The sequence below is a fragment of the Marinomonas sp. S3726 genome (genome assembly GCF_000967665.1).
Taxonomy (GTDB): domain Bacteria; phylum Pseudomonadota; class Gammaproteobacteria; order Pseudomonadales; family Marinomonadaceae; genus Marinomonas.
This window is the reverse complement of record NZ_JXYC01000004.1, coordinates 1-20,199: the sequence shown is the minus strand read 5'-3', so window position 1 is coordinate 20,199 and position 20,199 is coordinate 1. Positions and strand designations below refer to the sequence as shown.

Here is a 20,199-nt window from a genome sequence, read left to right as displayed (position 1 = left end):
GTCATAGAGATAACGAAATTAATTTTAGAGGTAAAGATAGAGATGGGTAAAGCTCTGCAACCAGTTGACATGATGACACCGGGTCAAAACCTCGAGTCATACATTCAGGGAGTAAGCACGATTCCAATTTTGTCAGCAGAAGATGAAAATAAGCTGGCAGAACGTCTTTATTATGATGGTGACTTAGAAGCTGCGAGACAGCTTGTCATGTCCCATTTACGCTTTGTGGTTCATATTGCCAAAAGCTATTCAGGTTATGGATTGAACCAAGGAGACCTTATTCAAGAAGGTAACGTTGGTTTGATGAAAGCCGTAAAACGTTTTAACCCAGAAGTGGGTGTTCGCCTAGTCTCCTTTGCTGTGCACTGGATTAAAGCGGAGATTCATGAGTTCATTCTGAAAAACTGGCGTATCGTTAAAGTTGCGACAACAAAAGCGCAACGTAAAATGTTTTTTAACCTTCGCAGTGCTAAGAAAACGCTGTCTTGGTTTAGTAATGATGAAGTTGAATCTGTTGCAGGTGAGCTAGGTGTTAGCCCAGATGTAGTGCGTCAGATGGAAGGCCGTATGAGCTCATCTGATACTACTTTTGATGCCTCTTCTGATGATGACGATGATAGCGCATATCAAGCACCAGCAAACTACCTTGAAGACCATAGATATGATCCAGCGTCTTTGATGGAAAATGGTAACTGGGAAGAAGATTCTAATCGCCGTTTACAAGAAGCTATGGCTGAACTAGATGGTCGTAGCCGTAATATCTTAGTACAACGTTGGTTGTCTGATACTAAGTCAACATTGCATGACTTGGCTGATGAATATGGCGTGTCGGCAGAGCGTATCCGACAATTGGAAAAGAATGCCATGGCGAAAATTAGACAGTCTATGGGTGAAGGTCAGTTTGCATAAAGCAAGCTGATTTAATTCGAAAAAAAAGCCTCGTATGAGGCTTTTTTTATGTCTGTAGAATGTGTTTGATTGCTTCTAAATTATTGGCGGCTTTGTAATTTGTGCCCTGGAATGAATTGCCAAGTCCGAATAATTTCTAACTTATCCACTTCGGCAGCAAGCTCGCTTGGGAAGCTAGTAAAAGGCTCTGCTAAGCGTACGATGCGCATGGCAGCGTCATCTAGAATAAGAATACCTGAGCTTTGCAGTATTTCGATGTTTTCAACATAGCCGTTAGGTTGAATCATGACGGCTAAACGCAGTTGCCCATAAAGCTTGTCTCTTTTAGCTTCAGAAGGGTAGTGAATGTTACCAATCCTTTCGATACGTCGACGCCAATCATCTAAATATTGAGCATCAATAGCTGCTTTGGCCGATACGCTTGTCAGTCTGCGAATACGAGGTCGCTTAGCATAAGCTTGTCTTTGCTTATCTAATAACGCCTCAAGTGTTGCGATATCTGTTGTTAGGTGACTTGGAATCTGGGTTTCACCTAAAAACTGTTCTGCTAAAGTCTTGGCTTCATTACTTGCTTCATCAATAACTTTAAATACGGCGTCAGAGTTCTTTGTACTGATTGTTCTGTTATCAACTTTAGGTTGGCTAGAGGCTAATTGGGGTTGTACTGGCGGAGTGATTTCATAAATGTCATCGGCAATAAAGCGAGCATCTTCTGTGGTTGTGAGCTTTTGTTTGCGCAGCTCGGTACCACTGCCTAGTTGATTAGCTTGCGCAATAAAGTCAGCTTCTTCGGATTTTTCGGTTTTATGCTGAACTAGTGTTATTTCTAAGGTTTTCGCTTTGGGAGTAGGAAGTTCGAAATCAAAGCCGACAAACATCACCAAGAGTACATGTACGCTAATAGCGAAAAATAGTGCAATTGAGAATCTGTCGGCAATATTCATTCAAAACAATCTAGTTTAATTTCTTTTCAATGGCATTCATGAGATCCATGGCAATGTTTAAACCATAAGTATCGTTGAGTTCACGAATGCAGGTAGGGCTAGTGACGTTTATCTCTGTTAAATAGTCACCAATAACATCGAGTCCTACAAACATAAGTCCTTTTTCCTTCAGGGTTGGAATCACCTGCTGGCAAATCCATAAATCTCGCTCTGATAGTTCGCGTCCTTCACCACGGCCGCCGGCAGCTAGGTTGCCGCGGGTTTCGCCATCAGCTGGAATGCGTGCCAAAGCATAAGGAACTGGCTCTCCATCCACTATCAAGATACGCTTATCACCTTGTTTGATTTCAGGGATAAACTTTTGCGCCATGATTTGTTCTGTGCCCATCTTGGTCAAAGTTTCGATAATTACGCTAACATTGGGATCATCTTGGCGTAAGCGGAAGATAGAGCTACCACCCATGCCGTCTAATGGTTTAAAAATAACATCCCCATGCTCTTTATGGAATTCTTTTAACAAATCAGCACGACGAGTGACTAGTACAGCAGGACAGCATTGCGGAAACTGAGTAGCGAATAACTTTTCGTTACAATCCCTCAGGCTTGCAGGGTTATTTACAACCATAGCCCCATCACGCTCGGCTTGTTCTAAAATCATGGTGCTGTACACAAATTCGCTATCAAACGGCGGATCTTTACGCATCAAGATAACATCAAGGTCGCCTAGCGCAATTTTCTCACTTTCGCCTAAAGCATAGAAATTATCTGGATCTTTGAACACTTCTAAAGGCTTGGCAACAGCGCATGCCTTACCAGAGTCTAGGTAAAGGTCTTCTTGTTCCATATAAGTAAGCTGCCAGCCTTTTTCAGCGGCTGCCCATAACATGGCTAATGAACTGTCTTTTTTGAAATTAATGTTAGCAATGGGATCCATTACTATGCCTAGCTTAATGGTCATGAGCGACATCCTAGCGTAAAGGGTTAATAAACCGCTGACATTGATTCTATGAAAGAGGCTGACTAAACGAATAAATAAGTTTTGATGCTATAGAAATATAAGGGCGCAGAGAAGAATTAATAGGGCAAATAAAAAGAAAATTTAATTGCGTCTATCGACACTGTAGATGTTCCATTTGTTGATATCGACTGTGCTATGAGCAAAGACTTCAGCAACTACTCGTCGGTTCTGGCGCTTTCCTTGTTCTGTCTCGTTACTCGCGATCGGGCGTGACTCACCATATCCCACTGCTTTTACGCGGGACTTATCTATTTTGAAAGTATTAATCAGTATGGCAGCGATAGCTTCAGATCGATTCTTTGAAAGGGTTTGATTGAGTGTGTCATTGCCCACATTATCGGTATGGCCTTCAATGACAACACTACTACCTGGATTATCTTTCATAAAATCAGCAAGTTTTTTGACTTCGCCATAATATCTGGGTCTGACTTCATAGCGGTTAGAAACAAACAATATGTTAAGTTCAACAGATAGGAGTTTAGAGTTACTTTTGTGACAGCCATAATGATCAACGGCGGCTTCTCTAGGGGTGCCAGCACATTTATCACGAATGTTAATGACACCATCCTTGTCATCATCCTTTAGATGGTGCTGAGCCCTTTTATTACCATAAAGTGATTCAGCTAGAGAGAACCCAGAAAAAGAGCAAAGGCATACCAATAAGAGCGCAAAGATATGCCAGCGCATCTTTTACCATCCGCCTTCTAAGGTATCTGGATCAACATTAAAGATATCTTCTGATACTTCAGTATCATTTGGCTGAGAGCCATCTAGTGTTCCATTTTCTGTCACTGGAATAGGTAATTCAGACTCAGCAGCTTCAAGTTCTTCAATGGCGCTTGGCCCAGTAGGGATATAAGAGTCATCTTCAAACTCATCATCAAAACCGAGTAAGGTAGGGCGATATATTCTGAAGGCGCGCATTAGTTCTCCTTTCGCATTAAATAAGCGAAATTCTGAAAAAAGCTCATCATAGTCAGCGTTGACATAATCTTGGCGCGATTGAAATAACTCATTTTCACTGTCTAATACGTCTAACAAAGTACGTCTGCCAAGACGGAACTGCTTTTCATAAGCAATTTGCGACTCTTTTGTCGCGATAACGTGGGTTCTGATGTGCTCTTTCTGCTCTCTTGTTGCTATATAAGCAGCCCAAGCAAGTCGGACTGTTAGCTCTGTTCCACGTAAAGTATTACGTCTAATTTCTGTCGCTTGTAGATTCTGATAAACCGCGACGTTTTCTTCTTCTTTACTGGCCCCACCATTGTATAAATTATAGTCCAACCGAATCATGGCTAATAAATCTTCGGACGGGCCTTCTGAACCATCTAGGTTATTGTCCCAGGTGCGTTCAAGTACAAATTCAACCTTTGGATATTTATAGGACTTAGAAGCTTCTCGAAAACTTTCGGTCGCTTTAACATCCCAATTTGCACCCTCAATGGCTGGGTTTTTTGTCATTGCTTGATCTATCGCATCTTCCAGAGAGATTGGGAGTAAGTCTCTGTCTGGTACAGGATAAATCATCTCCTCAGGGGGCAATTCACCAACGACAAAGTTATATTGGCTGTTTGCGTCCTGTAAGTTGTTAACGGCCGCTAAACGGTTTGCATGAGCTTTTGCTAGTCGTGCTGTGATTTGGCTCAAGTCCGATTGACGTCCTACACCCGCGTCACTTTTTAATTTAATCTGACTATAAATTCTGTCGTGTGTATCTAAGTTGATCTCAGCAAGCTGAACAAGTTCCCTTTGGCGCAAAACATTTGCGTAAGCTTCAGCCACTTCTAGCGCAGTATTTTCAACTGCAATGAGCGCTTCCCAGCGGCCTGCTTCTGTTTCTGCTGTGTTTCGTTCAACTTCTAATTCAGTTTCATAACCATCAAATAAAGGTTGAGTGAAGGTGAGAGCGGTTTCTCTTCGGTTTAAGGAGGTGTCGGTATCGTATGTTATCTCACGGCCCAGGCCGACTTTTAAATCTAAGCTAGGGTAGTATTTATCATGGGCTAGTTCCGTTTTGGCCCCACGCTCACGATAGCTTGCAATCGTTCTATGAACTTCTGGGTTATTTTCAATTGCAATATAGGTCGCTTCTTCTAATGTGATGGCAAAAGCTGAATTGGCAAACAAAAAGCTTGTTGCCAGTAACATAGAAGGTTTGCGTAATAATCTAACCATAGCCGCGTCCAAGTTGATTTATTCTATTTAACAATAATAAGAGTTTATAGTTTTAGAATATGTAGTTGTTCTGTTAGGTATGTTTATTGATTATGAGTGCTTAAGTATATGAAATAATAGGCGAGTATATTATTTAATATCGCCCCAAATTAAATTAATGCAGGTTAAAATTACAATGGGTGCCGTTTCGGTTCTTAATACTCTAGGGCCAAGTGCGACAGGCTGAAAGCCTTGTTTTATAGAGGTTTCAACTTCGTCTTCTGTGAGCCCGCCTTCAGGGCCGATTAATACTGAAATACTTTTGCTTGTAGGCTCAGGCATATCTTTCATCGGCTTGGCACTATGGTGATGCATGGTGATTTTTAACATATCCTTACAATCGACGACCCAGTCGAGAAGGTTTACAGGCTCTTTGATAAGGGGAACATGCCCTCGACCGCTTTGTTCTGCGGCACTTATTGCAATTTGTTGCCAATGTTGGCGCTTCTTATCAAGACGTTCAGAATTCAGTTTTACTTCACAGCGCTCACTAAATAATGGCTGGATTGCATAGACGCCGGCTTCCACTGCTTTTTGAATGGCATAATCCATGCGTTCACCACGAGAAAGCGTTTGACCCAGAGTTACTTTAATCGGTGACTCATTATCTAGTGTTTCAAAACTAAGCGCTTCAACTTGAGCTGAGCGCTTTTCTACATTAATAAGCTTTGCCTGATACTGTCCGCCTTCACCATTAAATAAGATAAGGGAATAGTCATTTTTGAGTCTTAGTACCTTGCATACATGTTGAAATGAAGCCTGAGGTAAATCAAAAATGCTGTTTTCTTTTAACGGCAGGTCAACATAAATTCGAGGTATACGCATAAGGGTCTCTAAGTCTGTTTCTATAGTTGTAAGCTAACTAGCTTAAAAGTGGGCATAGTGACATAAAAAAGCCCCCTGTTAAAAGGGGGCTTGGCATTACAAAGTTGAAACTAACCGTTTAACGATAAGCTTAACTTTTTATCTGCTTATAGACCTGCTGCTTGGCGTAATGCTGCGGCTTTGTCTGTTTTTTCCCATGTGAAGTCATCGCCTTCACGACCAAAGTGGCCATAAGCCGCAGTTGGTAGGTAAATAGGGCGTTTCAGATCAAGCATTTTTACTAGGCCAGCTGGACGTAATTCGAAATGTTCGCGAACAAGTTGGCTGATTACTGCATCACTGACTTTACCTGTGCCAAAGGTGTTGATACTGATAGATGTTGGCTCTGCAACACCAATAGCATAAGACACTTGGATTTCACATTTATCAGCAAGACCCGCAGCAACAATATTTTTCGCTACATAACGACCTGCGTAAGCTGCTGAACGGTCAACTTTTGATGGGTCCTTACCAGAGAAAGCACCACCACCATGACGAGCCATGCCGCCATAAGTATCAACGATAATTTTACGACCTGTTAAACCACAGTCACCTACTGGCCCACCGATAATGAATTGACCGGTTGGGTTGATGAAGTATTTAGTGTCACTTGATAACCATTCTTCTGGTAATACAGGTTTAATGATTTCTTCAAGAGCCGCTTCACGTAGGTCTGACTGAGTGACTTTTGCGTCGTGCTGAGTAGAAAGAACAACTGCATCAATCGCGCAAGGCTTGCCTTGTTCATCATAACGGAAAGTAACTTGGCTTTTTGCGTCTGGGCGTAGGAAGTCTAAAGTACCATTTTTACGTACTTCAGCTTGGCGCTGAACGAGGCGGTGAGCATACGTAATAGGGGCAGGCATAAGCACATCAGTTTCGTTGGTTGCAAAACCAAACATTAGACCTTGATCTCCAGCACCTTGTTCGTGGCCTTCTGCTTCATCGACACCAACAGCGATATCGGCAGACTGTTTACCGATTGCATTCATGACGGCACAAGATTCCCAGTCAAACCCCATTTCAGAGGAGTTATAACCTATGTCACGAACGACATTACGTGTGATCTCTTCAATATCAACCCAGGCATTAGTGCGAACTTCACCAGCAACGAGAACCATACCTGTTTTAACAAGGGTTTCGCAGGCAACACGGGCTTCTGGGTCTTCAGTTAGGATGGCATCAAGGATGGCATCGGATACCTGGTCTGCCACTTTGTCTGGGTGACCTTCTGAAACTGATTCTGATGTAAATAAAGAATATTCGGACATTTAAGTGCTCCTCTTTAGCTTAGTAATGGCTAAATGGGCACAAAAAAGCCCATTCAGCATTTTTAGTAGAGTGCTAAACAGGCGACTGCTTCATCTGTTTAGCTGAATTTATATAGCGTCCGCAAGCCGAGACAAATCGACGCTTAGTAATTGGCACAGATAATGTACTAATTTAGAGCAAAAATCAAGCGCCTGCAGAGTATTTCAGAAAGTGAAATACATGATAATTTTGTAGCAGATTAATCTTTTTTTTGCATTTTATGCGGTAAATATGGGCGTTTCCCCCTGAATGAGATTGCAAGCCGAGTCGAATGAGGTGAAAATGGGCGACCGTATTTTTAATGTAACCATTTACTGTTATCTGGAGCTGAATTAGATGCCTTCTCGTAAAGACCTCGCAAATGCTATCCGTGCTTTGAGTATGGATGCCGTGCAAAAGGCCAATTCTGGTCACCCTGGCGCCCCTATGGGTATGGCGGATATCGCTGAAGTACTTTGGAATGATTTTCTAAAGCATAACCCAAGCAACCCACAATGGGCTGACCGTGACCGTTTTATTTTATCCAATGGCCATGGATCTATGTTGATCTATTCACTGCTGCATTTGTCTGGTTATGCCTTGCCAATCGAAGAACTACAACAGTTCCGTCAATTGCATTCTAAAACACCAGGTCACCCTGAATATGGTTACACAGAAGGCGTTGAAACAACGACAGGTCCTTTAGGCGCAGGTATCAGTAATGCTGTTGGTATGGCAATTGCTGAACGTACATTGGCTGCTCAGTTTAACCGTGAAGGTCATGATCTAGTTGATCACTTTACTTACTGCTTCCTAGGTGATGGCTGCCTAATGGAAGGTATCTCTCATGAAGCTTGTTCTCTAGCCGGTACTTTGGGTCTAGGTAAACTGGTTGCTTTCTGGGATGACAATGGTATTTCAATTGATGGTCACGTAGAAGGTTGGTTCACAGATAACACACCTAAGCGTTTTGAATCTTATGGTTGGCACGTTATTGCTGATGTTGATGGTCATGATTCAGTAGCAATCAAAGCCGCTATCGAAGAAGCTAAATCTGTAACAGATAAGCCATCTATGATTTGCTGTAAAACAGTGATCGGATTTGGCTCGCCTAACAAATCTGGTAGCCATGACTGTCACGGTGCACCATTGGGTGATGCTGAAATCGCAGCGGCACGTGAGTTCCTAAACTGGGAACACGCACCATTCGAAATTCCAGCTGATGTTTATCAAGGTTGGGATGCTAAAGAAGGTGGCGCAGCGGCTGAATCTACATGGAATGATAAATTTGCTGCTTACCAAGCGGCTCACCCTGAATTAGCAGCTGAATACGAGCGTCGTGTTATCAAGGGTGAATTGCCTGCAGATTTCGAAGCAAAAGCGAATGCATATATTCAAGAGTGCCAAGAAAAAGCAGAAAATATTGCGAGTCGTAAAGCGTCTCAAAATGCGATCGGTGCCTTCGGCGCAGCGCTACCAGAACTACTAGGTGGTTCTGCTGACCTTGCCGGCTCTAACTTGACTCTATGGTCTGGTTCTAAAGGTATTCAAGATGATGCTGCTGGTAACTACATCTACTACGGTGTACGTGAATTTGGCATGAGCGGCATCATGAACGGTGTCTCTCTACACGGCGGTTTCATTAATTACGGTGCTACTTTCATGATGTTCATGGAATACGCACGTAATGCTGTACGTATGTCTGCTTTGATGGGTATTCAGAACGTTTTTGTTTACACTCATGACTCTATCGGTCAAGGTGAAGACGGCCCAACTCACCAGCCAGTTGAGCAACTAGCTAACCTACGTATGACACCAAACATGTCTGTATGGCGTCCATGTGATGCTGCTGAAACAGCAGTTGCTTGGAAAGCATCTATCGAACGTCGTGATGGTCCAACGTCATTAGTATTTTCTCGTCAAGGCCTGAAAGCACAAGCGCGTACAGCTGCTCAACTAGCTGATGTTGCTAAAGGTGCGTATGTACTATCTGACTGTGAAGGCACTGCAGATCTTATTTTGATCGCGACAGGTTCTGAAGTTCAATTAGCTTTAGACTCTGCTGCTGCGCTAACAGAACAAGGTAAGAAAGTACGCGTTGTTTCTATGCCTTCAACAACTACTTTTGATGCTCAAGATGCTGCTTATAAAGAGTCTGTATTGCCTCGCGCTATTACTAAGCGTGTTGCGATCGAAGCGTCTCATGTTGACTTCTGGTTCAAGTATGTTGGTTTTGATGGTGCGACTGTTGGTATGACTACTTTCGGTGAATCAGCACCTGGTGGCGTACTACTTAAACACTTTGGGTTTAGTGTTGAAAATGTTGTGGCGACGGCTGAAAAAGTCTTGTCTGCTTAAACAGCTCAAAAGGGGCTTCGGCCCCTTTTTTGTACAACCAATATAAAAGTTAACGAGAATATGCTTAGAGTTGCAATCAATGGTTATGGACGTATAGGGCGCTCAGTACTGAGGGCACTATATGAAGGTGGGTATCGAGATCAAATACAAGTTGTCGCTATTAATGAGCTGTCTGACTTGGAAACGATCAGCTATCTAACTCGCTACGATACTACCCATGGTCGTTTTCCAGAGACGGTAACGACTGAACAAGGAAGCTTGATTGTAGCAGATGATAATATTCAGGTTTTAGCCCATGAAAACCCTAACGATATTGACTGGCAAGCTTTAAATATTGATTTGCTGTTGGAGTGTTCAGGTAGCTTTTCTACAGTAGATAAGGCTCAAGCTTTTATTGATGCGGGTGTACCTAGACTCTTGTTATCACAACCTGCTGACGCTGATGCCCAATCAACAATTGTTTATGGCTTTAACCATAAGCATATCGAACCTGAGCAGAAGATTATCTCCGCAGCTTCATGTACAACAAATTGTCTCATCCCTGTATTAGATGCCTTGAGTTCTTTAGTTGGTGTGGAGCATGGCACCACACAGACTATTCACTCAGCAATGAATGACCAGCCCGTTATTGATGCTTATCATACTAAAGACTTGCGCTTAACTCGTGCGGCGTTAAGCTCCATCATTCCAGTCGATACAGGATTAGCGAAAGGAATTAGTCGTATGCTGCCGGAATTAGGTGGCAAGATTGCCTGTAATGCAGTGCGCGTACCGACTCTCAATGTTTCTGTGATTGATATGGTAGTGAGAACGCATAAACCTGTCACAGTTGAACGCGTTAACGAGTATTTTAAATTACTTTCGCAAACCAAATATGCTGGCATATTAGGTTATTCGGAAGAAGCGCATGCATCGGTTGATTTTAACCACGATGCAAGATCCGTCATCATTGACGCAACTCAAACCAAGGTCGTTGATGGTCGATTAGTGAAGCTATTATGTTGGTTTGATAACGAGTGGGCATATGCCAACCGTATGTTAGATGTCGCCAGTTATTGGGCGCAGAAATTGCAAGAAAAGTAAGGCAGAAAGTCGCCTTGCTTATTGATCGTTATTTATCATGATAACGATAACGTAAAGATAACCTACTTTTTACTAGGAGCAACAATGACAGTCATAAAAATGTTAGATCTTGATTTAAACGGAAAAAAAGTTCTAATACGTGAAGATTTAAATGTGCCAGTAAAAGATGGTGTTGTAACCAGTGATGCACGTATTCGTGCTGCGTTACCTACTATTAAGCATGCTTTAGATGCTGGTGCTAAAGTGATTGTTATGTCTCATCTAGGTAGACCAACAGAGGGTGAGTACGAAGAAGCTTATTCTATGCAACCTGTTGCGAACCACTTATCTAAGTTACTAGGACAAGATGTTCCTCTGCAAAAAGACTGGTTAGACGGTGTTGAAGTGGAAGCAGGGCAAATTGTTTTGGTTGAAAACGTTCGCTTTAATTCAGGTGAAAAGAAAGACAATGATGCTTTAGCGCAAAAAATGGCAGCATTATGTGATGTCTTTGTGATGGATGCATTTGGTACTGCTCACAGAGCACAAGCTTCTACTCATGGCGTTGCTAAATATGCAGCTGTTGCGTGTGCTGGCCCATTATTAGCGGCTGAACTGGATGCACTAGAAAAAGCTTTGGCTCAACCTCAGCGTCCTATGGCTGCTATTGTAGGGGGTTCTAAGGTATCAACTAAACTGACTGTGCTTGAATCTTTATCTGATAAAGTTGATCAGCTTATTGTTGGTGGTGGTATTGCGAATACTTTCCTAGCGGCAGCAGGTTTCCCAGTGGGTAAATCTTTATATGAAAAAGATTTAATCCCACAAGCGAAAGCACTGATGGCAAAAACATCCATTCCGATCCCTGAAGATGTTGTAGTTGCAAAAGAGTTTTCTGCAAGTGCAGAAGCAACAATTAAAAATGTTGCGGATGTTGCCGAAGATGACATGATTTTGGATATTGGTCCAAAAACTGCAGCAACATTGGCAGGACTTTTAGGCGATGCTCAAACCATTATTTGGAATGGTCCTGTAGGTGTATTTGAAATTGACCAGTTTGGAGAAGGCACTAAAACCTTGTCCATGGCAATTGCGAATAGCACAGGTTTCTCTATCGCTGGCGGTGGTGATACTTTGGCTGCCGTTGATAAGTATGAAATTCAAGACCAGGTTTCATATATTTCTACTGGTGGTGGCGCTTTCTTAGAGTTTGTTGAAGGTAAGGTCTTACCGGCAGTTGCTATGCTTGAGTCTCGCGCTTAAGCTTGCTCTAATTACAGAAATTATGCTGCTATCTCATTGAACTGATGATAGCAGCAAGAGTTACAATTATAAGGCGAAAGCCAACTTTATGTGGCAACGTATCATATAAAGCTAGAAACACTAGAGAGTCATAAAATTAAACTTAGCTCATTATTAATGTCTTACGGACGTATTGTCAGAGGAAACTTTTATGCCACTAATTAGTATGCGCCAGTTGTTGGACCATGCAGCAGAACACAGCTATGGTCTACCCGCGTTTAACGTGAACAACATGGAACAAGTTAAAGCAATCATGGAAGCCGCAGATGAAGTAAATTCACCTGTTATCATGCAAGCATCTGCTGGTGCTCGTAAATATGCTGGCTCTCACTTCTTACGTCACCTTATTGCTGCTGCAATTGAAGATTACCCACACATTCCTGTTGTTATGCACCAGGATCACGGTACTTCTCCTGCAATCTGTCAGCGCTCAATTCAGCTTGGTTTTTCATCTGTTATGATGGACGGCTCTCTATTAGCTAACGGTAAAACACCTTCTAGCTACGAGTACAATGTTGATGTAACACGTCGTACAGTTGAATTTGCTCATGCATGTGGTGTTTCTGTAGAAGGTGAACTAGGTTGCCTAGGTTCACTAGAAACAGGTCAAGCTGGTGAAGAAGATGGTGTAGGTGCTGAAGGTACTCTATCTCATTCTCAAATGCTGACAGACCCTGCTGAAGCGGTTGAATTTGTTAATGCAACAGGTATTGACGCTTTGGCTGTGGCAATCGGTACTAGCCATGGTGCTTATAAGTTCACACGTCCGCCTACAGGTGACATTCTTGATATCGAACGTATCAGTAAAATTGTTGAGCTATTACCAAATACGCATATCGTATTGCACGGTTCGTCTTCTGTGCCACAAGACTGGTTAGAAATCATCAATGAATACGGTGGTGATATTCCAGAAACCTATGGAGTGCCAGTTGAAGAAATTGTTAAAGCAATTCGCTACGGTGTACGTAAAGTCAATATTGATACTGATTTACGTCTAGCGGCAACAGGTGCGATTCGTCGTAGTCTTGCTGAGCACAAGGGTAACTTTGACCCGCGTAAATATTTAACTGAAAGTATTAAAGCGATGAAGACGGTTTGTATTGATCGTTATGAAGCTTTTGGTTGTGCTGGCCAAGCATCTCGTATTCGTACTATCGATCTTGAAGAAATGGCTGTTCGTTATGAGCGCGGTGAATACGCGAGTGCTCGTAAGTTCTAAATCTTGATGTATGGCGTAAGTATTCGCTAAGTAAGAACTTTTTTGAGTGTTTTTTCATTTAATTTGCAAAAAACAGTTGACGAAGAATCTGACTTGCATATAATGCTCGCCATTCCTTGCGGGAGTGGTGGAATTGGTAGACACGCTGGTTTTAGGTACCAGTGCTTTACGGCGTGAGAGTTCGAGTCTCTCCTTCCGCACCAAGAATTCGAAAAAACCGATACTTAAAAAGTATCGGTTTTTTTTCGTCTGTAGAAAATAGGTTTGATTAGGGGGGGCTGGTTTTAGATACCAGTGCTTTACGGCGTGGCTTTTTATGGAAGATAAGTCGAGCCACTCCTTCCGCACCAAGTCATTACCTTTTAAAGAGCAAAGAAACCGATACATTTTCAATGTCGGTTTTTCTTTAAAAGAGAGGGGAGGAGGTGACTGAATTATTAGGTTTTGAGTAGTTTGGAAAATAATTAAACTATTTTTCACAAAAGGCTTGACTGAAATTCAAACTAACCTATAATCTCGCCCACTCTTTGCGGGAGTGGTGGAATTGGTAGACACGCTGGTTTTAGGTACCAGTGCTTTACGGCGTGAGAGTTCGAGTCTCTCCTTCCGCACCAAGAATTCAAAAAAACCGATACTTTTTAAGTATCGGTTTTTTTTTCGTCTGTAGAAAATGAATTGAGTAGATTTGGTGTCGTTGCTTTTAGATGTAAGTGGTTTTAGGTATCAGTACTTTACGGCGTGGCTTTTTATGTATGACAAGTCGAGCCACTCCTTCCGCACCAAGTCATTACCTTTTAAAGAGCAAAGAAACCGATACATTTTCAATGTCATGTTTTCGTCTGTAGAAAATGAATTGAGTAGACTTGGAGTCGTTGCTTTTAGATGTAAGTGGTTTTAGGTATCAGCACTTTACGGCGTGGCTTTTTATGTATGACAAGTCGAGCCACTCCTTCCGCACCAAGTCATTACCTTTTAAAGAGCAAAGAAACCGATACATTTTCAATGTCATTTTTTCGTCTGTAGAAAATGAATTGAGTAGATTTGGTGTCGCTGCTTTTAGGTGTAAGTAGTTTTAGCTATCAGCAGTTTACGGCGTGGCTTTTTATGGAAGATAAGTCGAGCTACTCCTTCCGCACTAGGCTATTACCTTTTAAAGAGCAAAAAACGATACTTTTTAAGTGTCGATTTTCTTGTCTAAAAGAAGAGGCTACTTTCTTATTTTAGAATCCTTTCTAATACCGATCTTTTCGCTTTATTCCGGTCTAATTTTGTTGGCTTTTAGTTAGTATGAGATTGATTATCCCTAGGTGTTAGCTTGCCCTGCTTACCAAGAGGGTATTCACTTGTTATTATGGTTCGCTCTAATGGAATTTATATTTAATCTAGGGTGCTCCAACAGGCAGGAGCTTTGATCTTGTGAGGATAAGATTATCTTTATATTGCGCTTATTAGTTGTCTTTTGTTTGTTTGCTCAGGCGGTTAAGGCTTTTCCTCAAAGTACCGATTCAGCTGTGTTGACGAATCAGGCTTTTTTTACTCAGTTTCCCTACCAGTGGCCTTTGATGGAACAGCTATCGCTTAAGGTAAAAGCGAGTCCAACCCCAAACTCTGTTGTTCAAGAAAGAAGTATTCGAGTTATGTGGGTTATTTCTAATGCTTTCCAGGCAAGAAAGGCCTTTCCTGCTATCGAATTATTCAAACAAAGAATGAAGGCTCTGAAGCTAGATTATCAATTGATGGTGATTCAGCATGATGAGGGTACAAGTTACCAAGAGTACATTCAACGCTTTAAGCAAGGCTTGGCATTTCAGCCTGATTATCTGATTTCCTCATTAACCTCATCAGTAAACCGTAAACTCATCGAGCAAGTACTGATAAAAGGGCAGACGAAAGTCATCGTATTTGATGCAGCAACACCTGTGATTTCTTGGCTAAATTCCCCTCCTTTAATGTATGTTGGCTTAGACGATAGGGCGATTGCGCGTCGATTTGCACAATACATCGATTCTATTTATCCCTTAGAAACTAAGATATCCGCTATTATGTTACCAGCAGGTTATGTTAACCAAACTCGCTGTGATGCTTTTATTGACGCCATGCATTCACGTGGTCGTAAGCTTTCTAAAATTTTCTACTCTGATGCAACCGAGTTAGATGCTTATCAGTATGTGGTCAAAACCTTTTCTAAGAGTGACAAAACTGAGTTTATTTTTAGCTGTTCATCAGCGATTGCTGCTGGTGTTATGAAGGCGGTTAAGGATGACGGTCTTAAACTTTCGACAAATAGTTGGCGCTATACTCCCCAAGAGCAAAAAGCGCTTGATAAAGGGACCTTGGTTGTCACCTTAGAGAAAGATGTAAAAGAGTTTAGTTTCGTGATAGCAGAAACGATTCAATCGGATTTAACTGGGCATGATTTGCCTAAACTTTATATTCCTTCATCCGCATTAATTTCTGCGGTATCGCCACTGACTCGTTAAAGGGATTATTAAATTATGGCAATGGATAAGGTTGCAGTAAGTCTAAGAAAGCGACATAGGATGCAAATTGCTCTTGTACTTATGTCTGTTTATATTTTAGTGGCTATTGTGCTTTTGTTTGTTACCAAGGATCAAATTGAGCGTGATAATCAAGCAGATCTTGCGGTTCGACATTTTACGGTTTCACAGGCTTTACATGGTTTTTTGTTAAGTGCTGAGTATGAGTTAAGCAGTACAGTACAAGTCTTGCTAAATACAAAGAAACAAATGGACCTAGATTTGGGGCGTTTATTTGATCGCCATGATGAGTTCTTGTTCGGCAGTTTAGACTTCTTTTATGTAGAGTGGGCTGAGCAAGGAAGCATATTAGACCCAAGAACCCATTTGTTTACTCAAGACTCAATAGATAGGCTTATTGCTAAGTCTAAATTGGGTCGCTGGACTTTGCAGCAAACCCAAGATGGTGCAAGCATTCTGATTAACAAGAAAAAAATTGTGAACCTAGATGGTGACTGGAAAGGTTATCTATATGGTTTTATATCGCTTAACAATAATGTCACCTTAGCAAATCGATTACTAAAGAGTGCTGAAATAGATGAGATAAAACTCTTATCTCCTGAACAAGATATCCTGTTGTCTGAGCGTCATTTATCTTTACCAGAAAACTTAGCATTAAACTTTTATCGCGCCGATTTACAGATAGTAAAAGAAGGTTTAGCTTTCGATCTACAAATAGCCAAACAGGTGGCTAGTTCCAGCACTGTCTGGCAAAGATACCTATACTGGATGGTTTTCTTTAGCATAGGTTTGTTCCTCTTGTACTTTGTGCTTGTGCAGTTATCTCAGCGTTTATTTAATCATGCGCTGCATATGTTTGAGTTGGGGCTTGATTCTGATGATGAGTCAGAGTTTATCGAGCTAAGGCACTTACAGCGTAAAATGAATGATAAAAGTGCTCAGGTGAGTAATCAGTTAAGCCGATTCAATTTATTAATGGATGCTTCAAATGCAGCCATTATTTTTTGTGATGATGTGGCCTTGGTGCAAAACATTAATCATAAAGCCAGTACCTTATTCTCCGAAAGTAACCGTGGGCGAACTGTATTTGATTTCATGCCTGTTGCTTGTCATCAGGCATTACAAAAAGCCTTAAAGGGTGAAGTCGGAATAGAGTTTGAGCTGACGATTCCAAATGTAAATAGTATTTATCAGTGGCAGCTCATTCCTTATATGACAGATAGCCATTACCGAGGTGTGGCATTAATTGGACATGATGTTACTCATATTCAACAGCTAGAATGGCAATTGAATGAGTTAAAAGTGGAAAGCTATGGGCCATCAAGTTCGGTTGAAATAGATCTCATATTAAATGAGATTAATCATCAAATCGTTTTCTTTGATACCGAGTCTTTTGTTGAAGCTAGAAATTGGCAAAAGGCGATAGTCACCTGTTTAAGTGAGCTTCTTAATGAGCCCTCTAGCATGGATCAAATTACATTAGGTGACTTGTTGCAACAGCGCCTTTTACTGACGCCTTGTGACTTGGGTCGGTTTGGCTATCTTAAAATTGAATGTGATCTAGCGTCTGCTTTGGTGCAAAGTCGCTGGAGTACGGATTTAGGTTTATTAATTAATGCCTTAGTTTTGTCTGTACATGCTAGTGAGTTAATTGAAGAAAAGCGGCTTTCAATTTGTGTAACAGAAAATCAATTACGTTTTGAAGTGGTTGGTATTAGTGATACTCGACCTATTTTTGCTTGGTTAAATAAAACTATTTGTGGACGTTTAGGGATAGAAGCAAAACGGGTTAAGACGAATCAGATCTCCATTGTATATCCTTTAGGAGAAACACCTCTCGGCCGTATTAACTTGCCTGATAATATTAAAGTTGCTTGGTTGGCAAATGATTATGCTATGGCCAATCAGGTTGAAGCTGTGCTGAAAAAACTAAACTGCTCTGTGCATGCATTTTCTTCCGCTGAAAGCTTTTTTACAGAAGTGGGTAGTACGGACGAGATAGATATCCTATTAATCGCTTATGACGAATTACAGCCTGAGTGGCGAGAACTGCCTGCTATTTTGCAAACTCGATTGGCACGCCAAAGAATTCCTGTCGCTTGGGTAGGTAATCAAGATAAGCATGAGATAGATGGCTACCCTAATTTCTCTGCTTGTGCACATGAGTACAGTCTCGCAAGATTTATTGAACCAATTTTAAGTTTGGATAGTATCGCCTTACAGGACTGTTTGGCAGATGATGATGCTTGGTTAGTTGTGGGTGGTTCAAGTATCAGTCGTGCGATATTGTATGAAGAGCTTACCCAGCTTAAAATATCCCCTTATTTGGTACCTTCATTAGAAGGTCATTTATCACTATTTAGCCATCAAAAAGTTAAAACCGTACTCTTGTTAGATGATGTGGATAATGAGCATATTATTTGGCTAAGAAAAGAGCACGCTAATCTGATGATAGTGTCTTTGAGTTCAGCTCCCAGTTCTGGGGTTAATCAATATCAAATGAAAAAACCTTATCGTAAAGAGCAAGTGAAATCCCTAGTTGAATTTGTTCATAATAAAATCGCCCTGTTTGAGGAGTAATATATGAGTTTGGTCGCTATTATTGGCGCAATGGAAGAAGAAGTCGCCCTAATAAAAGGCTGGATGACAAACCTTGAGACCCAGTCAATTGCGGGTTGTGAGTTTTATCAAGGGCAGCTAGACGGGAAAGACGTGGTATTGCTGCAATCTGGTATTGGTAAAGTAAACGCAGCCGTTTCGACTACCTTGCTTTTATCAAAATTTGCGCCGTCTAAAGTGATTAATATTGGCTCTGCTGGTGGTTATGCTCAAAGCTTAGACGTAGGCGATGTGGTTATTTCTGATCAAGTTTGTCATCACGATGTTGATGTTACTGTGTTTGGTTACAGCATGGGTCAAGTGCCAGGCATGCCTGCAACTTATGCTGCGGACGACGCTTTAATTACAGAGGCGAAAGCGGCTGTAGCAAGACTTGATCTAGTTAAGGCTGAAGTGGGCCTTATCGGAACAGGCGACAGCTTTATGCAAGACCCAGTAAGAGTTGAGAAGGTAAGAGCGGATTTTCCTGCTTTACTTGCTGTGGAAATGGAAGCGGCTGCAGTTGCGCAAGTATGTGTTAAGTTTGAAACGCCTTTTGTGGTTGTTCGTGCTTTATCTGATATTGCGGGTAAAGAGTCGTCACAAAGCTTTGAAGAGTTTCTAGTTGTTGCTGCTAAAAACTCGTCTGCCATGGTACGTGAAATGCTAAGTGCACTTAATTAACCTTCCTTAATCTTTTCATAACGGGTTCTCTTAACTAGATTCGCATTGTCTTTAGGGAACTCGTATAATCCCGCGCCTAATCACATCATCTGACGAGTTGGAACACGCATGAGACCGGATCAAATTCAAATCGATCAATATCAGCCACAATTGGCCGAAAAAATCAGTCACCTTGACGAACTTATGGCGACCTTGGATTTGCCGGCTGCTGAAATTTTTGAAAGTGAAGCAAGTCATTATCGTATGCGTGCAGAGTTCCGTATCTGGCATGACGGTGATGATATGTATTACGCCATGTTTGATTCGAAAGATCCGAGAACACCCATTCGCGTTGATCAGTTTCCCGTTGCGTCATTAATGATAAATGAATTGATGCCTGCTTTGTTAGAGGCTGTTAAGACAGTTCCCATATTGCGTCATAAACTGTTTCAGGTTGATTTCTTAACCACTCAGACGGGTGAGGCACTTATTAGTATGCTTTATCACAAACCAATTGATGACGAGTGGTTTGCTGCTGCGCAAACCTTGAATGAGGCCTTCCCTCATTGTCATTTTATTGGCCGTAGTCGTAAGAAAAAAATGATATTAACCCGTGACTTTGTTATGGAGACCTTGACCGTAAATGGCAAGAAGTATCATTACCAGCAGGTTGAAAATAGCTTCACACAACCGAATGCTGGCATTAACGAATCTATGTTGAGCTGGGCGCTGGATGTAACGCAAAATGAATCTGGCGATCTGTTAGAGATGTATTGTGGTAATGGTAACTTCTCGATTCCATTGGCGCGTCGCTTTGATCGTGTTGTCGCAACCGAAATTTCTAAAGTGTCAGTTAATTCAGCTCAGTTGAATATTGCAATTAATGGTATGTCGAATGTACAAGTCGTGAAGATGGCGAGTGAAGATGTGTCCGCTGCATTAAATGGCCAAACTGAATTGCCAAAACAGCTGGTTCAAGCAGGAATGGAAAGTTTAGAGCCAAGTGTGGTTTTGGTTGACCCTCCAAGAGCCGGGTTAGATTCAGATACGGTTGAATTGATTCGTAAGGTCGATAAGATCCTTTATATTTCTTGTAACCCTGAAACACTTAAAGCAAATTTAGAAGCGCTAGCAGATACCCATGACGTTAAGCGATACGCTGTATTCGATCAATTTCCTTATACTCATCATATTGAAACAGGTGTGTATTTGATGCGTCGATCTTAGGGACAAGGTGATTGACTAGTCCTGATATAGGTT

At 41.6% G+C, this 20,199-nt stretch carries 15 protein-coding genes and 2 tRNA genes; 11 read left to right on the top strand and 6 right to left on the bottom strand.

Features of this window, described 5'->3' with window-relative positions:
- Positions 1 to 42: 42 nt before the first annotated feature.
- Positions 43 to 909 (top strand): RNA polymerase sigma factor RpoH, encoded by an 867-nt coding sequence (gene rpoH / locus TW85_RS01265; RefSeq protein WP_046015276.1) that lies wholly within the window; start codon positions 43 to 45, stop codon positions 907 to 909.
- Positions 910 to 989: 80 nt separating this feature from the next.
- Here rpoH and TW85_RS01260 read toward each other — a convergent pair whose 3' ends face one another.
- From TW85_RS01260 to metK, 6 genes are all read right to left on the bottom strand, one after another.
- Positions 990 to 1,853 carry an energy transducer TonB gene (locus tag TW85_RS01260; protein WP_046015275.1) on the bottom strand — a complete coding sequence of 288 codons (864 nt, stop codon included), beginning with the start codon at positions 1,851 to 1,853 and terminating at the stop codon, positions 990 to 992.
- Between the two features lie 10 nt (positions 1,854 to 1,863).
- Complete coding sequence (gshB, locus tag TW85_RS01255; protein WP_046015274.1) at positions 1,864 to 2,811, bottom strand: glutathione synthase; 948 nt, start codon at positions 2,809 to 2,811, stop codon at positions 1,864 to 1,866.
- Positions 2,812 to 2,952: 141 nt separating this feature from the next.
- Positions 2,953 to 3,558, bottom strand: coding sequence for an OmpA family protein (locus tag TW85_RS01250; RefSeq protein WP_046015273.1), 606 nt, complete (start codon positions 3,556 to 3,558; stop codon positions 2,953 to 2,955).
- Positions 3,559 to 3,561: 3 nt separating this feature from the next.
- Positions 3,562 to 5,046, bottom strand: coding sequence for a TolC family outer membrane protein (locus tag TW85_RS01245; protein ID WP_046015272.1), 1,485 nt, complete (start codon positions 5,044 to 5,046; stop codon positions 3,562 to 3,564).
- A gap of 129 nt (positions 5,047 to 5,175) precedes the next feature.
- Positions 5,176 to 5,910: a 16S rRNA (uracil(1498)-N(3))-methyltransferase gene (locus tag TW85_RS01240; RefSeq protein WP_046015271.1), complete on the bottom strand. Its 735-nt coding sequence runs from the start codon at positions 5,908 to 5,910 to the stop codon at positions 5,176 to 5,178.
- A gap of 146 nt (positions 5,911 to 6,056) precedes the next feature.
- Positions 6,057 to 7,220 (bottom strand): methionine adenosyltransferase, encoded by a 1,164-nt coding sequence (gene metK, locus TW85_RS01235; RefSeq protein ID WP_046015270.1) that lies wholly within the window; start codon positions 7,218 to 7,220, stop codon positions 6,057 to 6,059.
- Positions 7,221 to 7,596: 376 nt separating this feature from the next.
- Here metK and tkt point away from each other — a divergent pair, with 376 nt between their 5' ends.
- The 10 genes from tkt to trmA all read left to right on the top strand — a co-directional run bounded on the left by tkt (position 7,597) and on the right by trmA (position 20,166).
- Positions 7,597 to 9,597 carry a transketolase gene (gene tkt / locus TW85_RS01230; RefSeq protein ID WP_046015269.1) on the top strand — a complete coding sequence of 667 codons (2,001 nt, stop codon included), beginning with the start codon at positions 7,597 to 7,599 and terminating at the stop codon, positions 9,595 to 9,597.
- A 60-nt stretch (positions 9,598 to 9,657) separates the two neighbouring features.
- The gene (locus tag TW85_RS01225) at positions 9,658 to 10,680 is read left to right on the top strand and encodes a glyceraldehyde 3-phosphate dehydrogenase NAD-binding domain-containing protein (RefSeq protein WP_046015268.1); all 1,023 of its coding nucleotides are present in this window, start codon (positions 9,658 to 9,660) and stop codon (positions 10,678 to 10,680) included.
- A gap of 84 nt (positions 10,681 to 10,764) precedes the next feature.
- The gene (locus tag TW85_RS01220; protein ID WP_046015267.1) at positions 10,765 to 11,922 is read left to right on the top strand and encodes a phosphoglycerate kinase; all 1,158 of its coding nucleotides are present in this window, start codon (positions 10,765 to 10,767) and stop codon (positions 11,920 to 11,922) included.
- Between the two features lie 190 nt (positions 11,923 to 12,112).
- Positions 12,113 to 13,180: a class II fructose-bisphosphate aldolase gene (fba, locus tag TW85_RS01215; RefSeq protein ID WP_046015266.1), complete on the top strand. Its 1,068-nt coding sequence runs from the start codon at positions 12,113 to 12,115 to the stop codon at positions 13,178 to 13,180.
- 118 nt (positions 13,181 to 13,298) lie between these two features.
- Positions 13,299 to 13,383, top strand: a tRNA-Leu gene (locus tag TW85_RS01210).
- Between the two features lie 326 nt (positions 13,384 to 13,709).
- Positions 13,710 to 13,794: transfer RNA gene (locus tag TW85_RS01205), tRNA-Leu, on the top strand.
- Between the two features lie 825 nt (positions 13,795 to 14,619).
- Entirely contained in the window at positions 14,620 to 15,660 is a 1,041-nt protein-coding gene (locus tag TW85_RS01200; protein WP_046015265.1) for a substrate-binding domain-containing protein, read from the top strand.
- A 15-nt stretch (positions 15,661 to 15,675) separates the two neighbouring features.
- On the top strand, positions 15,676 to 18,258 hold the full coding sequence (locus TW85_RS01195) for a hypothetical protein (RefSeq protein WP_157196871.1): 2,583 nt from the start codon (positions 15,676 to 15,678) through the stop codon (positions 18,256 to 18,258).
- Positions 18,259 to 18,261: 3 nt separating this feature from the next.
- Entirely contained in the window at positions 18,262 to 18,960 is a 699-nt protein-coding gene (mtnN, locus tag TW85_RS01190; RefSeq protein WP_046015263.1) for a 5'-methylthioadenosine/S-adenosylhomocysteine nucleosidase, read from the top strand.
- 108 nt (positions 18,961 to 19,068) lie between these two features.
- The gene (gene trmA / locus TW85_RS01185) at positions 19,069 to 20,166 is read left to right on the top strand and encodes a tRNA (uridine(54)-C5)-methyltransferase TrmA (protein WP_046015262.1); all 1,098 of its coding nucleotides are present in this window, start codon (positions 19,069 to 19,071) and stop codon (positions 20,164 to 20,166) included.
- The last annotated feature ends 33 nt before the right edge of the window (positions 20,167 to 20,199 follow it).